The following is a 17417-nucleotide window of genomic DNA, read 5'->3' on the forward strand; positions in this document are numbered from 1 at the left end:
GTTAATGTCGGTTTGGTGATAGCGCCATTCGCAAGCAATTGTTAAAAAGGAGCCCTTCTCAAAGTTACCTCCACGAAAGGACTTCGCTTATGCCTGTCACGTTTACCAAGAGTGCCCTGCTGCTGGCCCTGATGCTGGGCCTTGGCCACGCACAGGCGGCAAGCCCGATCAGCCCTACCGAACTCGCGGCCAACGAAGGCATTCCAAACCCTGCCGTCATTGCCCACCGTGGCGCGTCCTTCGATGCACCGGAATCCACCGCCGCCGCCTACAAAGTCGCGCGCGACCTGGGTGCCGACTACCTGGAAATGGACCTGCAACGCAGCAAGGACGGCGTGCTGTTTGCCCTGCATGACAACAACCTGCAACGCACCACCGACGTCGCCACCAAGTTCCCCGAGCGCAAGGACAGCCCGGCCAACGAATTCACCTGGGCCGAGCTTAAAACCCTGGATGCCGGCAGTTGGTTCAACGCCGCCTACCCGGATCGCGCCCGCCCAGGCTTCGTCGGCTTGAAAATCCTCAGCCTGGACGAAATCATCAAGATCGCCGAAGGCAACCCGCAGCACAAACCCGGCCTGTACATCGAAACCAAAGAGCCGAAGCAATTCCCGGGTATCGAAGCCGACCTGAAGAACAAGCTGTTGGACAAAGGCTGGTTGAGCTCCACCGGCTCCAACCAGGCCCAGAAAAACATCGGCGTCGGCCAGGGCAAGGGCCGCGTAGTGCTGCAAACCTTTGAAAAGGACAGCCTGAAAGAACTGCAAAAAGAGATGCCCAACACCCCGAAAATCCTGCTGTTGTGGGTCGGTGAAGGCAGCATCGAGCCGAAATCCAAGGTGACCTTCGCCGAGTCCGGCGAGCCGAGCAAAGCCGCCTACTACGCCAAGCAAGAACCGAAGGACGCCGCCGAGTTCGAAAAATGGGTCGACGAGGCCAAGAGCCTGGGCGCCATCGGTACTGGCCCTTCGGCACAACTGACCAACCTGGGCGACCAGAGCTATTCCGACCTGGTCAAACCCGAGATGAACCAGTTGACCCACGACAAAGGCATGCTGGTGCACGTGTACACCGTGGATGAGCCGGTGGACTTCGATAAGGTGATGAAAGCCGGCGTCGACGGCATCTTCACCAACCGCGCCGCCGAACTACTGAAGTACTACAAACGCTGGCCGTCCTCGAGTGTGGCCGACCTGCTGCAGGACAACGGTTACTGAGTGAGTTCCGAATGGTCAGGTCGCCTGTGGCTGGGGCCTGACTACGGGCTGATCCTGGGCATCCCGGGGCGCACCGCGCCTCATGCACACTATGCCCACCAGTTGATGTTCTCCCCGGGCGGGCCGGTCACGGCCAGCCTCGATGGCCGTGTCACCACGGCCCATCGCCTGTTCATCCCCTCACGAATGCCCCACGCCCTCCTCCACGCCCATGGTGAGGTGTTGATGGTGTATGCCGAACCCGGCGCATTTGACCTCGACTCTTTGCAGGCCGCCCTGGCCGACAGTGAACTGTCCCTGGAAGCACTCGAGCACACGCTGCGCCAGTTGCCGAGACGCGCACTGGACGACGCCCGGGTGGAGCGCGCGCTGTTGGCGCTGGATCAGCAACTGAGCGGCAAGGTCTCAGCCCACGCCCTGGCGCAGGCAGCGCACGTTTCGTTAAGCCAACTGGAACGTTTGTTCGCCAACCAACTGGGTTTGCCCGTGCGCCGCCTGGTGCTGTGGCGGCGCTTGCGGGTGGCGCTCGGACTGGCGCTCGGCGGCAGCACCTTGACCGAGGCAGCCCATGGCGCCGGGTTCGCTGATTCGGCGCATTTTTCACGGACCATGAAGCAACTATTTGGCGTCACGGCCGGGGCGTCGTTGCGCAACCTGCACGTACGAATCCTGGATTAGACCGACGGGAACCGGCGGCTCCCTGCTCAAGCGCACCGTCCTGAACGGATCGCACAACTGCGTCACATACTCCTGCGGAAAATCCGGCCGGCTGCCAATCCCCAAGTCGCCCTGGCCCATTCGATAGTCATGGCTATAAAATGCGGTGCCCAGCAGCCGATCCCATAGATTGAAAAACAAGCCGAAATTCACATCCCCCGCCCGGCCATATTTCATGTGATGAAAACGATGCACCGGCGCCCAGGCGAATACCCAGCGCAGCGGCCCCAGGCGCATGTCGACATTGGAATGCTGCAACAGCAACTGAACGGCAATCGCCAGGGCCAGCAGCAGCGCAACGTCCGTGGGAATGCCCAGCAGGATCAGCGGCAACAAGCCCGCCGTGGCTTCGAGCATCTGGTGCAACGGATGCTTCATCAAGCCATTGAAACCGTACAACCGCTGCACGCTGTGATGCACCGCATGCAGACGCCACAAGGCCGCGAATCGGTGACTGGCGTAGTGCATCAGGGTGATGCCCGCATCGGCGATGAAGATCGCCAGCAGCAATTGCTCCCAGAGCGGCCACGCCCGCGGCCATACACCATCAACGGCCAGCAGCGCGGTCAATACCGGCAAGATCAACAAGCCCGCTGCATTGAGACCTTCGTTGACCACCGCATGAATCAGGTCGCGACGACGGTCACCCTGGTTGCGATTCCACTGCGGCTCATAGGGCAACCACCACTCCGCAATAAACGACACCACCACCGCACAGACAACTACCAGCCCCAGCCACTGCGGCTCATCCACCTGCACCAGCCAGAGCGCCCACCCGATAAATCCCACCCAGAACAAGGGCGCGTACACCCAGGCCAATAACTGTTTCATCTGTGCCTCCCATGATTGAGACGCCAGCATGAAACCCCGCACTCGCCGCCGATTGAACAAACGGCGCAATTTTAAGGGTGAGTTAAGTTGCGCTGGTTAACCTGATCCCACTTAAACAGCTCACCCCAAAGGATCACACCATGAAAAACCTGACTGCTCTGTTCGCCGCTGCCGCCTTGACCCTTACCGCTGGCTTGGCCCAGGCCGATGTTCGCCCGGACCACATTCCGAGCCTGCTCAAGTCCGGCGCCATCATGGACTTCGAAAAACTCAACGCCAAGGCAGTGGCCCAGCACAAAGGCGCCACCATCGTTGACACCGAGCTGGAAGACAAAGCCGGCCGCCTAGTCTACGAGACCGAACTGCGTGACACCAGCAACGTGAAGTGGGACGTGAAGCTGGATGCGAAGACCGGCGAAGTCCTGGAAAACAAGCAAGACACTTGAGTTGAACCGCAAAAACGCCGCGCCGCCTTCGGGCCGCGCGGCTTTTTTATGCGCGCTCGTCGCCCAGAAGAGCAATTAGTCTAATTAGCGTGAACGAATTTGTACCTTCCGCCGCCAAGCTCGCTAGAATCCCAACCATCAGCCAAGGCACAACGCCAGCAGCATCAGGACCGGAACCGTTCGCCATGGGGCAAAAAGCCGTCGACATTGCCACCATTGGCCGAATCAGCGCCGTCCCGGCGATTCTCCAGGTGATCAGCGAAATGACCGGCTTGCGTTTTGCGGCCGTGGCACGGGTCACCGATGATTCATGGACCGCCTGCGCCGTGCGCGACCAGTTGGACTTCGGCCTGCCCGTGGGTGGCGAGCTGGACCTGACCACCACCCTGTGCCACGAAATCCGCGGCTCCCACGTCTCGATCGTGATCGACAAAGCCAGCGAAGACCCGCTGTACCGCGACCACCACACGCCACGCATCTACCACTTTGAAAGCTATATCTCGGTGCCGGTGTTTCGCACCGACGGGCGTTTCTTCGGCACCATCTGTGCCCTGGACCCGAATCCGGCGCAACTGCGCAGCAGCACCATCCAGTCGACCATGGAGTCGTTTGCCCGGGTGCTGTCGCTGCAGATCGAAGCCGAAGAAAGCCTCCAGCAGACCGAGGCCGACTTGCAGCAGGAGCGGGAAACCGCCGAACTGCGGGAACAATTCATCGCCGTACTCGGCCACGACCTGCGCAACCCGCTGTTTGCCATCAACGTCGGCGCCGAACGTCTGCTGCGCAAACACCCGGACCCAGCCACCGACACCCTGGTACGGCACATGCTGGCCAGCGGCCGCCGGGCCTCGCAACTGGTGGAAGACGTACTGGACTTTGCCCGCGGGCGAATGGGCAGCGGCATCCCGGTGAACATCAGTGAATGCACTGGGCTTGAAGACACTTTGCAGCATGTGGTGGAAGAGGTGCAGCACGTGCACCCCAAGCGGCTGATCCACGCCCGCATCGGCAATCTCAACGGCGTGAAAGGCGACCGCGAGCGGCTGGCGCAATTGCTCTCCAACCTGGTGGCCAACGCCATCAGCCACGGCAGTCCCGAAGGGCCGGTTGAAGTCAATGCGCAGGTCAACGCCGGCACGTTTGAGTTAACAGTGAAAAACCTTGGGCTGATCAGTGATGAGGCCATGCCGCTGCTGTTCCAGCCCTACTCCCGACCGACGGGCGCCCTGCCCCAGGCCGGACTGGGCCTGGGTTTGTACATCGTCAAACAGATTGCCGACGCCCATGGCGGGCGGCTGGAAGTGTCTTCCAGCGAGCAGGACGGCACGGTGTTTAGCTTCAGTTTGCCCGCAGGCGATTGACGGCCACCTCAAACCGTCACAAAAGCGTCAAATTCAGTTGCCATGATGCGCTCAAGTGAACCTGTGAAATCTCCTACAGGCACTTTCCCTGCGAGCCTCCATGAACCACAGCATCGACCACAGCCACCAGGACTCCGACCTGTTTGGCTTGCTTTACGGTTTTCGTTTTCGCCCCGGTGAAAAGGGCGAACAGATTGACTCAGCCACCGCCCTGGCGGCCTTGCAGCAACCCGGTGATCCCGACGAATTTCTCTGGCTGCACCTGAACCTGGCCCACGCCGCCTGCGAGCGCTGGATGCAGGCGCACCTGAACCTGCCGGAAGAATTCTTCGAAGCCTTGCACGAAGGCTCGCGTTCCACCCGCATCGAACACGTGGACTCGGCCTTGCTGGCGGTGGTCAACGACGTGGTCTTCAACTTCAGCAGCATGGTCTCTTCAGACATTTCCACCTTGTGGGTGTGCGCCCGCAGCCGGCTGCTGATCAGCGCTCGCCTGCAACCGCTGCACTCGGTGGACAAGCTGCGCTCGTCGGTGAAGGCCGGTGAACACTTTCGCTCGCCGCTGGAACTGCTGGTGCATTTGCTGCGGGACCAGGGCGAGGTGCTGACGCAGATCGTGCGCAAGACCAGCCTCAGCGTCGACCAGATCGAGGACCAGTTGCTGTCGTCGCGCCTGTCCACCAACCGCGCTGAACTGGGCGCCGCACGCCGGGTGCTGGTGCGCCTGCAACGGCTGCTGGCGCTGGAGCCGGGCTCGTTGCTGCGGCTGCTCAACCGCCCGCCGCAATGGCTGCAGAAGGAAGACGTAAAGGAGTTGCGCAAATCCACCGAGGAGTTTGCGCTGATCATCAACGACCTGATGGCGTTGGGCGAGCGCATCAAGCTGTTGCAGGAAGAGATCGCTGCCAACCTCAACGAGCAGAGCAACCGCACGTTGTTCACCCTGACCGTGGTCACGGTGCTGGCGTTGCCGATCAACATCATTGCCGGTTTTTTTGGCATGAACGTCGGTGGCGTGCCGCTTTCCACTGACCCTGAAGGCTTCTGGATTCTGGTGGCACTGGTGGCGACGTTTACCCTGATTGCCGGGCGTTGGGCGTTTCGCAAGCGCAAGGATTATTGAATTTGAAATGCGATCAATGTGGGAGCTGGCTTGCCTGCGATAGCGGTGGTGACTGATACACCGCTATCGCAGGCAAGCCAGCTCCCACATTTGATCGGCAGTGTTTTGTAGACCAGCGGCCATCCCAAATCTCGAAACACTGATTTACCGCAGCATCTCTGTAACATTCTGCAACGATCATGACGGATATCCTCCCTCAACACTGGATGTTCCGGCATGGCAACCCCTTCGCTGACCGCCTCCACCGCCTCCGTCACCAACGACCCCAAACCGCGCCTGGACAAGAAACCCGGCCTGGTGACGGTGATCGTTTTCTTCGCCGTACTCGCCATGGGCCTGTTGTTCACCGCCTACAGCCTGATGCACGACATGCACGAGCTCGGCACGGTGGTCACCACCTGGACGCCGTTCCTGCTGCTGGGTGTGGCGCTGTTGATCGCCCTGGGCTTCGAGTTCGTCAACGGTTTCCACGACACCGCCAACGCGGTGGCCACGGTGATCTACACCAACTCATTGCCCCCGCATTTCGCGGTGGTGTGGTCGGGCTTTTTCAACTTCCTCGGCGTGCTGCTGTCCAGCGGCGCGGTGGCGTTCGGCATCATCGCCCTGCTGCCGGTGGAGCTGATTCTGCAGGTCGGCTCCTCGGCCGGCTTTGCAATGATCTTCGCGCTGTTGATCGCCGCGATCCTGTGGAACCTCGGCACCTGGTGGCTGGGTTTGCCGGCGTCGTCGTCCCACACCTTGATCGGCTCGATCATCGGCGTGGGCGTGGCCAACGCTCTGATGCATGGCCGTGACGGCACCAGCGGTGTGGACTGGGGCCAGGCGATCAAGATCGGTTACGCACTGTTGTTGTCGCCGCTGATCGGCTTCGCCTTCGCCGCCCTACTGTTGCTGGCGCTGCGGGCCTTCGTGAAAAACCGCTCGCTCTACAAGGCACCAAAAGGCGACACCCCGCCGCCTTGGTGGATTCGCGGCATGCTGATCGCCACCTGCACCGGTGTGTCGTTTGCCCACGGGTCCAACGACGGCCAAAAGGGCATGGGCCTGATCATGTTGATCCTGGTAGGCACCCTGCCGATGGCCTACGCGCTGAACCGCACCATGCCGGCCGGTGAGTCGTTGCAGTTTGCCGCCGTGGCCGAAGTGACCCAGGCAGCCCTGGTAAAAGCGGCGCCGCAACTGGCGCCTGCCGACTCGCGCGCCACCTTGTCGACCTACGTACGCACCAAGGAAGCCACGCCGGAACTGGTGCCCGCCCTCGCCTCCATCACCGGGCATATCGGTGAAGAAGTGAAGAGCTACGGCTCCCTCGCCGCCGTACCGGCCGAGGCCGTGGGCAACGTGCGTAACGACATGTACCTGACCAGCGAAACCATCCGCCTGATGGACAAAGGCAAGGTCGGCAACTTCGACGCCGACACCCAGAACAAACTGCAACTGTTCAAGCAGCAGATCGACAACGCCACACGGTTTATCCCGCTGTGGGTCAAGATCGCCGTGGCCATCGCCCTCGGCCTGGGAACCATGGTCGGCTGGAAGCGCATCGTGGTGACCGTGGGCGAGAAGATCGGCAAGACCCACCTGACCTACGCCCAGGGTGCATCGGCCGAGATGGTGGCGATGCTGACCATTGGCGCGGCGGACATGTATGGTTTGCCGGTGTCCACCACCCATGTGCTGTCGTCCGGTGTGGCCGGGACCATGGTCGCGAACGGGGGTGGGTTGCAGATGAAGACCATCCGCAACTTGCTGATGGCCTGGGTGCTGACATTGCCGGCGGCGATTCTGTTGTCGGGTAGCCTGTACTGGCTATTCACCAAGTTGTTCTGACACAACCCGGATCAAAATGTGGGAGCGGGCTTGCCTGCGATAGCGGTGGTGACTGATACACCGCTATCGCAGGCAAGCCCGCTCCCACAGGGGTTCGGCGGCGTTCTCAGGTATCAAACAACCCACCCATCACCTTCAACCGCTTCTTGTACACCCGCCGCGCCTCCAGTGCCTCCTCCAGCGTCACCGCCACAAACCCCGCCCGCTGGTTCGGTTGCATCTGCCCGATCAAATCCAGGTCGGCACTGATCACCGTGCCAATCATCGCGTAGCCACCGCCCGACACCGCGTCCCGGTGCAACACGATCGGCTCCAACCCGGCCGGCACCTGGATCGAGCCGATGGGGTAGCAACTGTCGACGATGTTCGACGGATCAGACCCGGCACCAAACGGCTGCTCTCGTGGCTGAAAGCTCAACACGCTGCCGCCTTTGAAGCGATAGCCGATGCGATCAGCCTCCGAACCGACCGTCCAGGGCTCGGCAAAAAAGCTGATTTTGGCGCCGGGCGCCAGTCGCTCGTAATACAGCCCCGGCACTACCCGCAACGTCACGTCCCCGCCCACCGATTGGCGCAACGCCATGGGCAAACTATTCCCCGCCCGGCCTTTGCCGCTGGGCTCGCCCACAGGCAATTCATCACCCTCCACCAGCCGCCGCCCGTGAAACCCGCCCAACGCACCCAGGGTGTAAGTGGACCGGCTGCCCAATACCAGCGGCACGTCGATACCACCGGCCACCGCCAGGTAAGTCCGTGCGCCGGCCTTGGGAAATTCAAAGCGCAGCACCTGCCCGGCACGTACTTCAAACGCGGTGTCCTGATGCACCACCACGCCGTCCAGGCGCGGCGACATCAGCGCACCGCACAACGCCACCAAGGCGTCCTGCTGAAACTCCAGTTCCGGCCCGATCAGCGTGCATTCCAGCCCGGCAGCACCGATGGGGTTGCCCACCAGATGGTTGGCCGCGCTCAACGCGTATTGGTCCAGCGCGCCGGACGGCGGGATGCCGAGGTGGTAATAACCTTCGCGGCCCAGGTCCTGCACGGAGGTGGCAAGGCCGGGTTTGAGTACCTTGATCATGCCAGCGCCTCCTGCAGGGTTTTTGGGTAGCCAATGGGGTCGGCGAGAAAGGCGTCGAGGGAAAATTCCACCGGGCGGATGCGCAGGTCGAACCGCCCTGCGTCCACTTCAGCCACCGCCAGGTCATAGGCATCGCGGTCCATGGGTTTGAACTGGACGATGTCGCCGGGACGGAAGAACACCATGTGTTCCTTGAGGTACGCCAACTGCTGTAGCGGGTCATAGATCGGCGCCGGGGTGACTCCGAACATCTGGTAGCCGCCGGCGCCGCGCACCGAATAAATACAGCCGAAGCAGCCGCCGTGGCCGAGGGTCAATTTCGGCGTGTCGGTGCGTGGACGCAAATACTTGGGCACCTGCAACTGCCGCTCCCGCTCCACCATCTGGAACATGAACGGCAAGCCCGCCACAAACCCCACCATCGAGACAAACCACGGCGCGCCACTGTGGGCCGCGATAAATGCCTCCACGTCTGCCAGGCCATTGATCCGCGCGGCATATTCCAGGTCGGTGCCGGTCGGGTCCTGATGACGGTCGCGAAAGCGCATCAGGGTTTCATGGGTCCAGGGGTCGTTGTACAGCACCGGGATTTCGATGATGCGAGTGTGCAAGGTGCGTTCGGCCACGGCTTGGGCTTCGGCGCTTTGCACCGCGTCCAGCAGCACGTGGGGCGCGATGCGGTCCGGGTCGAAGCGAATCTGGAACGAGGCATTTGCCAGGCAGACGTCCAGCACACCGTCCAGGGCCAGGCGCTCCACCGCGCGGGTGACGGCCATGCCCTTGAAGAAAGCCTCCAGGGACATGCTCTCGCTGACCTCGGCAAACAGGTGTTCATCACCGCCAAAGCTGTAGCGGATCGGGGAAGATTCGGCCATGTCTGTTCCTCTTGGAATCATTGTAGAAAGGCAGGCAAAAAATCAGCAGGACCCGGTGTCTTGGCACCGGTGTCGGTCAGCGAGGTGTGCGCACTTCAATCCCCGCCTGATCCAGCGCTTCACGGGTGGCTTCCACCAACTCAAGGGCGCCGGGAGTGTCGCTGTGCAAGCAGATGGAATCGAACTCGATAAACAAGTCTTCGCCTTCAACCGTGCGCACCAGGCCGGTCTGGCAGGCACGCAGGACTCGCGCCGCAACCGTTGCCGGATCCAGCGCCCGCACATTGCGGGTAAACACGATGGAGCCAGTGAGATCGTACTCACGGTCGGCATAAAACTCCCGCACCACCGGCTGGCCCAGTTCCTTGGCAATGCGCCAGATCACCGAGTTGGGCATGCAGTACAGCAACAGCGTGGGCTCCAGGCGTTGCAGGTTTTCCACCAACAGCCGCGCCGCTTCTTCGTCCCGCGCCAGATGCATGTACAGCGCACCGTGGGGCTTGATGTGTTGCAGCGTCAGGCCCTGGGCCCGGGCGATCTCCCGCAGGGCGCCGAGTTGATAGAGCATGTCGTCCACCAGCTCCTGGGCCGGGGCGTTGATATGGCGCCGGCCGAACCCCACCAGGTCACGAAAGCCCGGGTGCGCGCCAATCGCCACACCCAGTTGCTTGGCGCGCTCGACGGTGCGGCGCATGGTGCCCGGGTCGCCGGCATGAAAGCCGGTGGCGATGTTGGCCGAGCTGATATAGGCCATCAGTTCGCTGTCGACGCCGTCGCCGATGGTCCAGGGGCCGAAGCCTTCGCCCATGTCCGAATTGAAATCCACTGCCTGCATCGGGGTCGCTCCGTTGAAGTTCATGCCATGGAAATTAGGCTGCCCCTTGACCCCTTGGGAAGATCTATTATCAGATGGCCCATCTTCTGAAAATCAGATACCTAATACTGATCGTTCCCACGCTCCGCGTGGGAACGCCGTCCTGGACGCTCTGCGTCCGCCTTTTAAAATCGTGACGCAGAGCGTCACAGGATGCGTTCCCACGCAAAGCGTGGGAACGAGCGGAGAAACCAATGTCCCTGACCCTGCGCCAAATCCGCTACTTCGTCGCCACCGCCGAAATCGGCCAGATCTCCCAGGCGGCGATTCACCTGAACATCTCCCAGTCTGCGGTAACCACCGCGATCAAGGAGCTGGAAGCGATGCTCGGTGCGCAGCTATTCGTGCGCTCGGCCCAGGGCATGAGCCTGACCGATGCCGGGCGGCATTTTCTCAACCGGGCCTACGTGATTGTGCGCAGCGTCGATGACGCCCTGAACAGCCCGTTGCCGGACTACCGCGCCAGCGGCGTACTGCGGGTGGCCGCCAGCTACACCGTGCTCGGTTACTTCCTGCCGCACCATTTGCAACGCATGGAACACTGGCACCCGGACGTGACCATCGAGGTCTTCGAACAGGAACGCCAGTCCATCGAACACGGCCTGCTCGACGGCCAGTTCGACATGGCCGTGGTGCTCACCGCCAATCTCACCCACCCGGACATCGTCTCGGAAATCCTCTTCAACTCCGAACGCCGCCTGTGGCTGCCCAGCCATCACCCGTTGTGCGAACGCCCGGCCGTGAGCCTCGCGGATGTGGCCAGGGAGCCGTACATTTTCCTCACCGTCGACGAGGCCGAACAAAGCGCCATGCGCTACTGGGAACAGGCCGGGCAAACGCCCAAGGTGCGGCTGCGCACCAGTTCGGTGGAGGCGGTACGCAGCATGGTTGCCAACGGCAGCGGCGTGGCGATTTTGTCGGACCTGGTGCATCGCCCGTGGTCGCTGGAAGGCAAGCGCATCGAAACCGTGAGCGTCACCGACAAGGTCACGCCCATGAGTGTCGGCCTGGCCTGGCACCGCGAGCGCGACTTCACCCCGGCGATGCAGGCGTTTAGGGATTACTTCCACGATGCATTCCTGGCGCCGCAGCAGTTGTCGGCCCGGCGTTAAAGCCGGGATTGCAGGATCGCCGCCAGCCAATCCATGAACACCCGCACCCGCTGCGGCAAATGCCGTTGGCCGGCGTACAGCAGGGACACGTTCAGCGCAGGTGCCGGATAGTCCGGCAGCACCGCCACCAACTCGCCACTGGCCAATAGATCGACAATGCCCAGGACCGGCACCTGAGTCAGGCCGAACCCGCCGATGCACGCTGCCCGATACGCATCCGTGCTGTTGACGGTCACCCGCCCGGCCATGGGAATCCGGTGTACCTTGTTGCCCTGTACGTATTCAAACCCGGGCGAACGTGAGCCCAATGGGCGTACGTAATGCACCAGTTGATGGTGGGCCAAATCGGCGAGCGTCTTGGGAACGCCGTAACGTTGCAGGTAAGTCGCGCTGGCGCAATTGATCATCGTCATGCTACCCAGCAACCGCGCCACTACCGACTGGTCCGGCTGCGCGCCAATCCGCAATACGCAGTCGAAACCTTCGGCCAGCAGGTCGACCTGACGGTCGGTGCTGCTGATCTCCAGTTCGATCAGCGGGTGCAGGTCCATGAATTCCGGCAGGCGTGGCAGGATCAGTTCCCGGGCCATGACGTTGGGCATGTCCACGCGAATCCGCCCCGCCAGTTGCGCCTCATCCTGGCGAAACAAGCCTTCCAGCTCTTCCATATGCGACAGCAAATCCTTGCTGCGTTCGTACAGCACGCGGCCATCCTGGGTCGCCTGAACCTTGCGCGTGGTGCGCTGCAACAGGCGCGCACCGAGCAACTCTTCCAGGGCCTGCACATGCTCGGACACGGTCGAGCGCGGCAAGCCCAGGCTCTCGCCCGCCTGGGTGAAACTCGACAGTTCGGTGACGCGCACGAAGGTGCGCAGCAACTCCAGTTTGTTCATGGGATTGTTCGCCTTATCCGGCCAGTGATTCCGGTATTGCTCTGTTTATCACGTTATGGCCGGACAAATACACTCGGTCCCACGAACACTCACACGCTCCGAGGACTCCACCATGACCCGTAAAATCGCACTGATCACCGGCGCCAGCCGCGGCCTGGGCAAAAGCGCTGCGCTACACCTGGCGGCACAAGGCGTCGACATCATCGGCACCTACCACAGCGCAGCCGACGAAGCCCAAGCCGTGGTCGCCCAAGTCGAAGCGCTGGGCGGCAAAGCGGCGATGCTGCAACTGGACGTCAGCCAAAGCTCCACCTTCGATGCATTCACCGCCCAGGTCGGCTCGGTATTGAAGGACGTGTTCGGCCAGGCGCACTTCAACTTCCTGATCAACAACGCCGGGATTGGCGCCCACGCCAGCTTCGCCGAAACCACCGAAGCGCAGTTTGACCAACTGGTGGCAATCCACTTCAAGGGTCCGTTTTTCCTGACCCAGAAACTGCTGCCGCTGATCAGCGACGGTGGCCGCATCATCAATATCTCCAGCGGCCTGGCGCGCTTCAGCCTGCCGGGTTACTCAGCGTACGCTTCAATGAAAGGCGCGGTGGAGGTGCTGACACGCTACCAGGCCAAGGAATTGGGCGCGCGCGGGATTACCGTCAACACCCTGGCCCCCGGCGCAATCGCCACCGACTTCAGCGGCGGCGCGGTGCGGGACAACCCGGACGTGAACGCGATGGTCGCCAACAACACCGCACTCGGTCGCGCGGGCTTGCCGGATGACATTGGCGGGGCGATTTCTACCCTGCTGGCGGATGGCAGCAACTGGATCACCGGGCAGCGCGTCGAGGCCTCGGGCGGGATGTTTCTGTAACGCGCTCAGATTCTCCGCTAGCATCAATGCTTTCGGATAACTGACAGGCAATCACCCATGAGTTTTGACCCAGGACTGGCCGGCGGCATGGGCGTACTGGCTGCCGTGGTCGACAGCGGCAGTTTTGCCCGCGCCGCCGACAGCTTGGAGATGACGCCTTCGGGGGTCAGCCGGGCCATTTCACGGCTGGAAAAACGCTTGGGGATTCGCCTGTTCGACCGCACCACTCGCTCGGTGCAATTAACCGACGAGGGCCGGCGTTTCTACCAGGAAATCGCCCCGCTGCTGGCGGGCCTGGAAGAAGCCGCCAGCTCGGCCGCAGACAGCGCCCTGACCGTACGCGGGCGGTTGCGGGTGAACATCGACCCGTACTTCTCGCGGCTGGTGCTGGGGCCGGTGCTCGGTGAATTCATGAGCCAATACCCGCAGTTGCAGTTGGACCTGCACACCCGGGACCAACTCGGGGACCTGGTGGCGGATGGCTTTGACCTGGCCATCCGTTTTGGGATTCCGCAATCGTCCTCACTGATTGCCCGCAAGTTGATGGAAGTGCGGGTGCTGACGTTGGCGTCGCCAGACTATCTTGAGCGCCATGGCCGCCCGACCCACCCGAAGGATCTGGAAGACGGCCAGCACGTGTGCATCGACTTTCGCGACTCCCAGACCGGCCGGCCGTTTGGCTGGGAATTCCACCGGCCCGGCGAGCACGTCAACGTCGCCACCAGCGGACGGCTGGTGGTCAACGATGCCGGGACCTTGTACAGCGTCTGCGAACACGGCCATGCAGTGGCGCAGATGCTCGACCTCGGGCTTGCCCCAGCGCTCGAATCGGGCGCGTTGGTCGAGCTGTTTCCCGACTGGCCCGATGAGCGCTTTCCGTTGTATGCCTTCTACCCGTCGCGGCATTTGCCGGCGGCCAAGGTGCGGGCGTTCCTTGAGTTTGTGGCGTCCCTCAAACTTGGCTGAGCACGCGTTTTTGCATGATTTTTTCGCGCACTGCGTCATAACCCCAGTGATACACATAGGTGTACGGCAGGAAAAACAGCAGCACGCCGATGTCGAGGATAAACGCCTGCATCAGGCTGATGTTCAGCCACCAGGCAATCAACGGTACGCAGATCGCCACCAGCCCGCCTTCAAACATCAACGCATGCAGCACGCGGGTCCACACCCCGCCAGACAGTTGCAGGCGCGCCTTGAGGTGATCGAACAGGCCATTGAAAATCACGTTCCAGGCCAGTGCCATAAGGCTGATGGCCAAGGTCACCATGCCCATCTCCAGCGCCGGTTTATCCATGATCCACGCCAGCAGCGGCGTACAGATCAACAAGGCCAGGCCTTCAAAACCAATGGCCTGCCAAACGCGTTCAGTAATCGACTTGGTGGGTGTCATGACCCGTTCTCCGTGAGTGACGATGGTTGCCATCATTACCCTTTGACTCGATACTTCATAACCAATAACCATCGATCAAGGCGATAGTCATGGCCTCCCATGAAGTGCTTCAAGCGTTTGTGCAGGCGGCAACCCAGGGTTCGTTTTCAGCGGCGGCGCGCAAACTGGGCAAGAGCCAGTCCACCGTCAGCGCGGCGGTGGCCAGCCTGGAGATTGACCTGGACGTGGTGCTGTTTGATCGCAGCAGCCGCAAGCCCACGCTGACCCCGGCCGGGCATGTGCTGCTGCAACGCGCCGAGCAGGTGCTGGAAGCCAGCAGCCGCCTGGAGTTGGCGGCCAGCCAGTTGTCCCAAGGGTTGGAGCCGAAGCTGAGTATCGCCATGTCCGATACGTACCAGTCGGACCGTTTCGAAACCGCCCTCAGCGCCTTCGAACAGCGCTACCCGGACCTGGAGCTGGAATGCCTGATCGCCGAATGCGAGGACTTGATCGCCCTGGTGCAAAGCGGCCGGGCGCAGATTGCGTTTATCGAGAAGCAGGAGGTTTATCCGCCGGACCTCACCAGCACCGCCGTGGAAGAACGCACGGAAATCGCACTGTTTGTCGCCCCCAAACATCCGCTGGCGAACCTTAAGGACATCGATCAGCAAACCCTGGAACAACACCGCGAACTGCGCCTGGCGAGCATCATCAACCCGAACGAAACCCGGGGCCTGGGGCGTGTGTGGTCGGCGCCCAGTTACCTGATGCTGATGGAAATGGCGCAGTTGGGTTTCGGCTGGGCACCGTTACCACGCTGGTTGGTGGAGCGCTTTGGCGGCGGCCACCTGTGTGAAATCAAGGCCCGCAGCTGGCCGCGCTCGGTGGCGGTGGATGCGCTGTGGTCACGCCAGCATCCGCCCGGCCCGGCAGGCAGTTGGTTGCTGGGCAAGATGCTGGAGTAATGCCGGAACATAAATTCGGAACAATGAAGATCAAATGTGGGAGCTGGCTTGCCTGCAATAGCGGTAGTGACTGAAACACCGCTATCGCAGGCAAGCCAGCTCCCACATTGAATTTGCGGTGCATTCAAAGACGCAGTCAGGCCGCTTCAATCTGCGGCGGGCGGTTGTTCTGGAAATACTCATGCAGCGCCCGCAACGCCGGCAACTCCAGGGCCTGGGCGGCAAAGCACAACCCCACCCGGCGCGTCGGTGCCGGCAAGTGCCAGGGGCGAATCACCACCCCGGCCCGCTCCGCCGCCAGCGACTGCGGCAACATCGCCACGCCCACACCGGCCGCCACCATATGCAAGGCCTGGGTCAACGAACCGGCATGCCCGGCCACCGCCTGGGGCGAGCGGCCGTACAGGGCCATCAGCCGCTGATGGGAATCATGTTGCGGGCAGGTGATCCAGTCTTCGATCGGCGCCCACGCCTGTTCTTTCCCCCCGGCCGCCATCGGGTGCGCAGCCGGCAGTGCCATGACGTAGGACTCTTCCCAAAGCGGCAGGAATAATTCGTCCTCGCAGCACATTTCCTCCACCGCCAAGCGCCCTTCTCCTTCGCAGCCTTCCTGCAAGGTCAGCAGCAAACCGGGCAGGCCCTGGTGCGCCATGCGCAGGAAGGTTTCGATCTGGCTGTCGGCAATATCGCCTTCCACACCCAGTTCCAGGGCGATGCGGTTTTCGCGCCCGCGAAACAACCGGCTCAACGCGTCGGCCTCGGCCACCATGCGCCGAGCTTGCGGGTACAGCACCCGCGCTTCATCGCTGACTTCAACCCCGCGAGGCTGGCGCAGAAACAGCGCCACGCCCAACTCTTCTTCCAGTTGCTTGATGGTCACCGACAGCGTCGGCTGGCTGATGAACAGGCGCTGCGCAGCCGCGGTGATATTGCGCTCCTCGAACGCCGCGAGAAACGCCTTGAGATGACGCACATCCATAGTTAATACCGATGACAGACAGAGGAATAAGGCATTTTTCAGCCACTCAAGGGCTAAATATACTGCGACCCACGTTTAGTTATTTGTTTTTCTTATTTCAGGAGTTTAACCATGAGCAAGCCATTGATCATCATCACCGGCGCCAGTTCGGGCATTGGCGAAGCGACTGCGCGCTTGCTGTCGGCCGCCGGCCACCCGCTGTTGCTGTTGGCCCGCCGCCTCGACCGGCTCAACGCCCTGGCGCTGCCGAACACCTTGAGTCGCGGTGTCGACATCACCGACCGCGCCGCATTGGTGGCGGCGGTGAAAGAAGCCGAAGCGCAATTCGGCCCGGCCGATGCACTGATCAACAATGCCGGCGTGATGCTGCTGGGCAGCGTCAGCGAACAGGACCCGGCACAGTGGGAGCAGATGCTCGACGTCAACGTGAAAGGCCTGCTGAACGGCATTCACGCGGTGGCCGCCAGCATGGTCAAGCGCAAGGGCGGCACCATCATCAACGTCAGCTCCGTAGCCGGGCGCAAGACCTTCCCTAACCATGTCGCCTATGTAGGCACCAAGTTTGCCGTGCATGGGATTTCGGAAAACCTGCGGGAAGAAATGTCGCCGCACAATGTGCGGGTGATCACCATTGCGCCGGGTGCGGTGGAAACCGAACTGCTGGGCCACACCACCGATGAGGCCATCAAGAGCGGCTACCAGGCGTGGAAACAGGACATGGGCGGCACTGTATTGAGTGCGGATGACGTGGCTTCGGCGATTGCCTATGCCTACCAGCAGCCGCAGCATGTGTGCATTCGCGAGATTGTGTTGGCGGCGACGCGTCAGCAGCCGTAAGAATCCAAGGCAGACAACACAAATCCACTG

The 17417-nt window shown here is 61.9% G+C and carries 18 protein-coding genes; 11 read left to right on the top strand and 7 right to left on the bottom strand.

All coding sequences use genetic code 11. From position 1 onward, the window contains the following. Window positions 1–89: 89 nt before the first annotated feature. Both K0H47_RS12420 and K0H47_RS12425 read left to right on the top strand, forming a co-directional pair. The gene (locus K0H47_RS12420; RefSeq protein ID WP_093206997.1) at window positions 90–1217 is read left to right on the top strand and encodes a glycerophosphodiester phosphodiesterase; all 1128 of its coding nucleotides are present in this window, start codon (window positions 90–92) and stop codon (window positions 1215–1217) included. Further along, window positions 1218–1895, top strand: a complete 678-nt coding sequence (locus tag K0H47_RS12425) for an AraC family transcriptional regulator (protein ID WP_201140214.1) — start codon at window positions 1218–1220, stop codon at window positions 1893–1895. It begins immediately after the preceding gene. On the opposite strand, the gene K0H47_RS12430 is transcribed toward K0H47_RS12425, so the two are convergent. Further along, window positions 1836–2765, bottom strand: coding sequence for a sterol desaturase family protein (locus tag K0H47_RS12430; RefSeq protein ID WP_219272789.1), 930 nt, complete (start codon window positions 2763–2765; stop codon window positions 1836–1838). The two genes, K0H47_RS12425 and K0H47_RS12430, sit on opposite strands and share 60 nt — an antisense overlap. A gap of 140 nt (window positions 2766–2905) precedes the next feature. On the opposite strand from K0H47_RS12430, the gene K0H47_RS12435 reads away from it, so the two are divergent. From K0H47_RS12435 to K0H47_RS12450, 4 genes are all read left to right on the top strand, one after another. Continuing rightward, a complete protein-coding gene (locus tag K0H47_RS12435) occupies window positions 2906–3211 on the top strand; it encodes a PepSY domain-containing protein (protein WP_017475930.1) in 306 nt (101 codons plus the stop codon). A gap of 185 nt (window positions 3212–3396) precedes the next feature. Continuing rightward, a complete protein-coding gene (locus K0H47_RS12440; RefSeq protein WP_177025704.1) occupies window positions 3397–4572 on the top strand; it encodes a GAF domain-containing sensor histidine kinase in 1176 nt (391 codons plus the stop codon). A gap of 100 nt (window positions 4573–4672) precedes the next feature. Further along, a complete protein-coding gene (locus K0H47_RS12445; RefSeq protein WP_003211449.1) occupies window positions 4673–5695 on the top strand; it encodes a transporter in 1023 nt (340 codons plus the stop codon). Window positions 5696–5911: 216 nt separating this feature from the next. Further along, window positions 5912–7528 (top strand): inorganic phosphate transporter, encoded by a 1617-nt coding sequence (locus K0H47_RS12450; protein ID WP_063027784.1) that lies wholly within the window; start codon window positions 5912–5914, stop codon window positions 7526–7528. Between the two features lie 106 nt (window positions 7529–7634). On the opposite strand, the gene K0H47_RS12455 is transcribed toward K0H47_RS12450, so the two are convergent. From K0H47_RS12455 to K0H47_RS12465, 3 genes are all read right to left on the bottom strand, one after another. Next, window positions 7635–8609, bottom strand: coding sequence for a biotin-dependent carboxyltransferase family protein (locus tag K0H47_RS12455; RefSeq protein WP_219272791.1), 975 nt, complete (start codon window positions 8607–8609; stop codon window positions 7635–7637). Continuing rightward, a complete protein-coding gene (locus K0H47_RS12460) occupies window positions 8606–9484 on the bottom strand; it encodes an allophanate hydrolase subunit 1 (protein ID WP_219272793.1) in 879 nt (292 codons plus the stop codon). Before K0H47_RS12460 ends, K0H47_RS12455 begins: the two co-directional genes overlap by 4 nt. A 76-nt stretch (window positions 9485–9560) precedes the next feature. Then, a complete protein-coding gene (locus K0H47_RS12465; RefSeq protein WP_063027778.1) occupies window positions 9561–10319 on the bottom strand; it encodes a 5-oxoprolinase subunit PxpA in 759 nt (252 codons plus the stop codon). A gap of 233 nt (window positions 10320–10552) precedes the next feature. Here K0H47_RS12465 and K0H47_RS12470 point away from each other — a divergent pair, with 233 nt between their 5' ends. Beyond that, the gene (locus K0H47_RS12470; protein ID WP_219272794.1) at window positions 10553–11470 is read left to right on the top strand and encodes a LysR family transcriptional regulator; all 918 of its coding nucleotides are present in this window, start codon (window positions 10553–10555) and stop codon (window positions 11468–11470) included. On the opposite strand, the gene K0H47_RS12475 is transcribed toward K0H47_RS12470, so the two are convergent. Next, window positions 11467–12363 carry a LysR family transcriptional regulator gene (locus K0H47_RS12475; protein WP_219272796.1) on the bottom strand — a complete coding sequence of 299 codons (897 nt, stop codon included), beginning with the start codon at window positions 12361–12363 and terminating at the stop codon, window positions 11467–11469. The genes K0H47_RS12470 and K0H47_RS12475 overlap by 4 nt on opposite strands. 112 nt (window positions 12364–12475) lie before the next feature. Here K0H47_RS12475 and K0H47_RS12480 point away from each other — a divergent pair, with 112 nt between their 5' ends. Next, window positions 12476–13234, top strand: a complete 759-nt coding sequence (locus K0H47_RS12480; protein WP_063027772.1) for an SDR family NAD(P)-dependent oxidoreductase — start codon at window positions 12476–12478, stop codon at window positions 13232–13234. A gap of 57 nt (window positions 13235–13291) precedes the next feature. Beyond that, window positions 13292–14200, top strand: a complete 909-nt coding sequence (locus K0H47_RS12485; RefSeq protein WP_093206965.1) for a LysR family transcriptional regulator — start codon at window positions 13292–13294, stop codon at window positions 14198–14200. Here the strand turns inward: K0H47_RS12485 and K0H47_RS12490 are convergent. After that, entirely contained in the window at window positions 14187–14627 is a 441-nt protein-coding gene (locus K0H47_RS12490) for a multidrug/biocide efflux PACE transporter (RefSeq protein ID WP_219272798.1), read from the bottom strand. The two genes, K0H47_RS12485 and K0H47_RS12490, sit on opposite strands and share 14 nt — an antisense overlap. Before the next feature lie 89 nt (window positions 14628–14716). Here K0H47_RS12490 and K0H47_RS12495 point away from each other — a divergent pair, with 89 nt between their 5' ends. Continuing rightward, window positions 14717–15571, top strand: a complete 855-nt coding sequence (locus K0H47_RS12495) for a LysR family transcriptional regulator (RefSeq protein WP_093206955.1) — start codon at window positions 14717–14719, stop codon at window positions 15569–15571. Window positions 15572–15707: 136 nt separating this feature from the next. On the opposite strand, the gene K0H47_RS12500 is transcribed toward K0H47_RS12495, so the two are convergent. Continuing rightward, window positions 15708–16550: a LysR family transcriptional regulator gene (locus K0H47_RS12500; RefSeq protein ID WP_063027764.1), complete on the bottom strand. Its 843-nt coding sequence runs from the start codon at window positions 16548–16550 to the stop codon at window positions 15708–15710. Window positions 16551–16661: 111 nt separating this feature from the next. Between K0H47_RS12500 and K0H47_RS12505 the strand changes: the two genes are divergently transcribed. Continuing rightward, the gene (locus K0H47_RS12505) at window positions 16662–17387 is read left to right on the top strand and encodes an SDR family oxidoreductase (protein ID WP_063027762.1); all 726 of its coding nucleotides are present in this window, start codon (window positions 16662–16664) and stop codon (window positions 17385–17387) included. The last annotated feature ends 30 nt before the right edge of the window (window positions 17388–17417 follow it).

It is taken from the genome of Pseudomonas sp. Xaverov 83 (genome assembly GCF_019352905.1).
Lineage (GTDB): Bacteria > Pseudomonadota > Gammaproteobacteria > Pseudomonadales > Pseudomonadaceae > Aquipseudomonas > Aquipseudomonas yamanorum.